We start from the raw sequence: 3,005 nt of genomic DNA on the forward strand, positions 1-3,005 counted from the left end.
TAATTTGTTTTTTCTTAGAGATTCTCCTTTCAATTGTATTCTATGAGATGAGTGGACACGCCGGTCAAATTGACCACCCCAGGCCGGACTAAAGTGACCACCCTTCGCCGATCAAATTGACCACCCCCTTAATTTTACCAAAAAAAGAACTTCATTTCGTTGTCATTAATGAAACAAATTTACTGATTTTCTTGATTTATTCTACTCCGTTTTCTTCGCATTGATTCTCCAGCCAGTTCTAATCGATGTGCCTTATGGATTAAACGATCTAAAATAGCATCTGCAACCGTGCGTTCACCAATGATTTCATACCAAGATTTTACAGGGACTTGCGAGGTAACTATAACAGAACCAGTGTTATTTCGATCTTCAATTATTTCCAGCAAAGTGATTCTATTTTGACTGTCTAGTGGCTGTAAACCAAAGTCATCTAATATGATTAAGTGCTGCCGTTGTATTTTCGCTAACTCTCGAAGGTAAGAACCGTCTGCTTTTGCTATTTTGAGTTTAGCAAAGAGCTTCGTAGTGTTATAATAGCTTACCTTAAAACTCTGCATACATGCTTGATAACCCAAAGCTGTGGCCATGTAGCTTTTCCCTGCTCCAGTACTTCCCGTGATTAGTATGTTTTCACTACGGGTAATAAAGTCGCACTCAGCAAGTCTTAAGAGCTTTGTACGATCAATATTCCTAGCTTCCTCATAAACAATGTCTTCGATGGTTGCTTTGTAATGGAAGCGTGCGTTTTTAATGGCACGTGTGATTCTTCGATTGTTTTTGTCATCCCATTCTGCATCAGTTAGCATAGACACGAACTGATCTTGTGAATAGTCGTCCGTTTTACCTGTTTCTATGGCGGTTTTAAAGGCGCCATGCATTCCATAAAGCTTCATTTGCTTCATGCGTGTGAGTGTAATCTCATTCATTGTAATTGTTTTTTTTAATTATTGATAATATTCTTCCCCACGAATGTTATTATGATTGGGAAGAGTAGATTCTTGATCTTGGATGTCAGTATATAAGTCTAGGTTTCTTTTGAGAATATTGTCGATAGCTTTATAGTTGTAAACCCCATAATCTAAGGCACGTTTGCAAGCATTAATCAATCGTTCTCGACCTACTTTCTTTTCCATAGTGAGCACGCCTAAGCAGCTTTTATAAGACTGTTCAGGGTGCTGTTTTTGCTCTAAAAGGAAAGTGATAAATTTAGCAACGGCTGGATCAATATTGTTTCCCCAGTTGATAAATTTTTGAGGATGCCAGTCACTAAGGAACTGGTGAGTACTGGGTAAATGCTCCGCCTTTGTAGTGTAGCTGTGAGGCCTGTAATTCCTGCTATGAAGTGCAATGCGATTGTATTTGTGATAAATTTCAACACGATCTGAAGTGTAGATTAGTTTGACTTTCTTTTGGATGTATTGGTAAGGGACACTGTAGTAATGCTTGTCCTTTTTTAGCATGATATGCGCATTCTTTATGACTGTTCCCTGCTCTACTTCTTTAATCTCAAAACGCTCTACAGATAAAGGAGCAAGTTCCTTTTCCTCAAGCTCTTTGAAAAGCTCTAATCGAGAATGAGGCCTTCCTGTAAGCTTCATATTGTTATGCTTCTCCAATAGCTCCCAGATAGCTCTATTAAGCTGTTTAAGACAAAAGAAGGTTTGTTCACGCAGATTGCTGTAAATGCGGCGATAAAGGATTTTTACAGCTCCTTCTGCTAAAGCCTTATCTTTTGGTCTATATGCTCTAGCAGCTAGTATGGTAGTTCCGTAGTGTTCTGCAAAATCATTAAAGTCTTTATTTATCTGAGGTTCGTAACGATTGCTTTTAGTAACCGCTGACTTAAGATTATCGGGAACAATAGCAGCAGGAACACCTTTGTAAAAGAGTAGAGCATTTTCTGTACTCCTGATAAAATCTTCTTTTCTTTGAGTCATTGATGCCTCAGCATAAGTGTACTGACTAGCTCCCAAGATGGCTACATAAAATTCAACATCTTTAATTTCCCCAGTTTGTTTATCAACTATTTGAAGCTTTTTGCCAGCATAATCAATATACATTTTGTCACCTGCCTTATGATCCATTCGCATGACAGGATTGACTTTCTTACTCCAACGATTAAAATACAATTTAAACTGGGATAAGCGGAAACCATCTGGATGCTTTTGGTGATACTCTTCCCAAATTAAGGCTCTGGTTACTCCAGGTCTTTTTAATTCTTTCTCCATATATGGAAAGAAAGAATAAGTTTCTTGCAGCTTCTTATCTATCTTTATCTCATTGTCTTTTACAAAGATAGCTTCTAGCTCAAGATCGCTTTTTTGACCTATATACTCTTCATCTAGGCCAAGTAAATGGCAGAGATTGATGTATTTCCTTACAGTATTACGTGATGTGTGTAAATATTTACTAATGAAACTCTTAGACTTCCCTTGGAAGTGCATTATTAATACTTTTCTTACTTTACTCATGTCGATTGGGTTATTAGCCATTTCCTTGCTTCTTTGGTTTGTTAAAAAGCTCGAAAATAGGATCCGACAACGGGTAATGAAAGTTCTTTTTTAGGGTGGTCAGTTTGGTCCGGCGCGACCTGGTCAGTTTGGTCCGGCGAGCATGGTCACTTTAGTCCGGCCTGGGGTGGTCATTTTAAATCGGCCAAGGGTGGTCAACTTCAGCGTTTTTTCCAATTATGATTGAAACTATGTGCTGAATAGCCACCTTAATTGAATCATCTTCAGAAAAAATAAAAGCAAGTAATGGCTTGGTTACATAGTCCTTTAGTACAATTGTAAGGGGCACAATTATTATGCTCCCAATAATGATACTCATTAATGGATGATGGAAAATTTTATTTATTATTTTTTTCATAGTTATAATATAGTAATCATATATGTTCATTTATATATGATGGCTGTGATGATGTAATTTAGCCCTTTGCCTTTATTAATAGACTGAAGTTTCGCACCGTTATATACTGAGCATTTTAGAGAAAAAATGCAGCATGA

Annotated in this window: 3 protein-coding genes; all 3 read right to left on the reverse strand. The window is 37.4% G+C overall.

Features of this window, described 5'->3' with window-relative positions; translation table 11 throughout:
- Nucleotides 1–179: 179 nt before the first annotated feature.
- The 3 genes from istB to HNS38_RS19870 all read right to left on the reverse strand — a co-directional run bounded on the left by istB (nucleotide 180) and on the right by HNS38_RS19870 (nucleotide 2,868).
- Nucleotides 180–926, reverse strand: a complete 747-nt coding sequence (istB, locus tag HNS38_RS19860) for an IS21-like element helper ATPase IstB (RefSeq protein ID WP_172346981.1) — start codon at nucleotides 924–926, stop codon at nucleotides 180–182.
- Between the two features lie 18 nt (nucleotides 927–944).
- Nucleotides 945–2,492 (reverse strand): IS21 family transposase, encoded by a 1,548-nt coding sequence (gene istA, locus HNS38_RS19865; RefSeq protein ID WP_172346982.1) that lies wholly within the window; start codon nucleotides 2,490–2,492, stop codon nucleotides 945–947.
- Between the two features lie 154 nt (nucleotides 2,493–2,646).
- A complete protein-coding gene (locus HNS38_RS19870) occupies nucleotides 2,647–2,868 on the reverse strand; it encodes a hypothetical protein (RefSeq protein ID WP_172346983.1) in 222 nt (73 codons plus the stop codon).
- Between the last annotated feature and the right edge of the window lie 137 nt (nucleotides 2,869–3,005).

This window comes from Lentimicrobium sp. L6 (genome assembly GCF_013166655.1).
Classification (GTDB): domain Bacteria; phylum Bacteroidota; class Bacteroidia; order Bacteroidales; family UBA12170; genus UBA12170.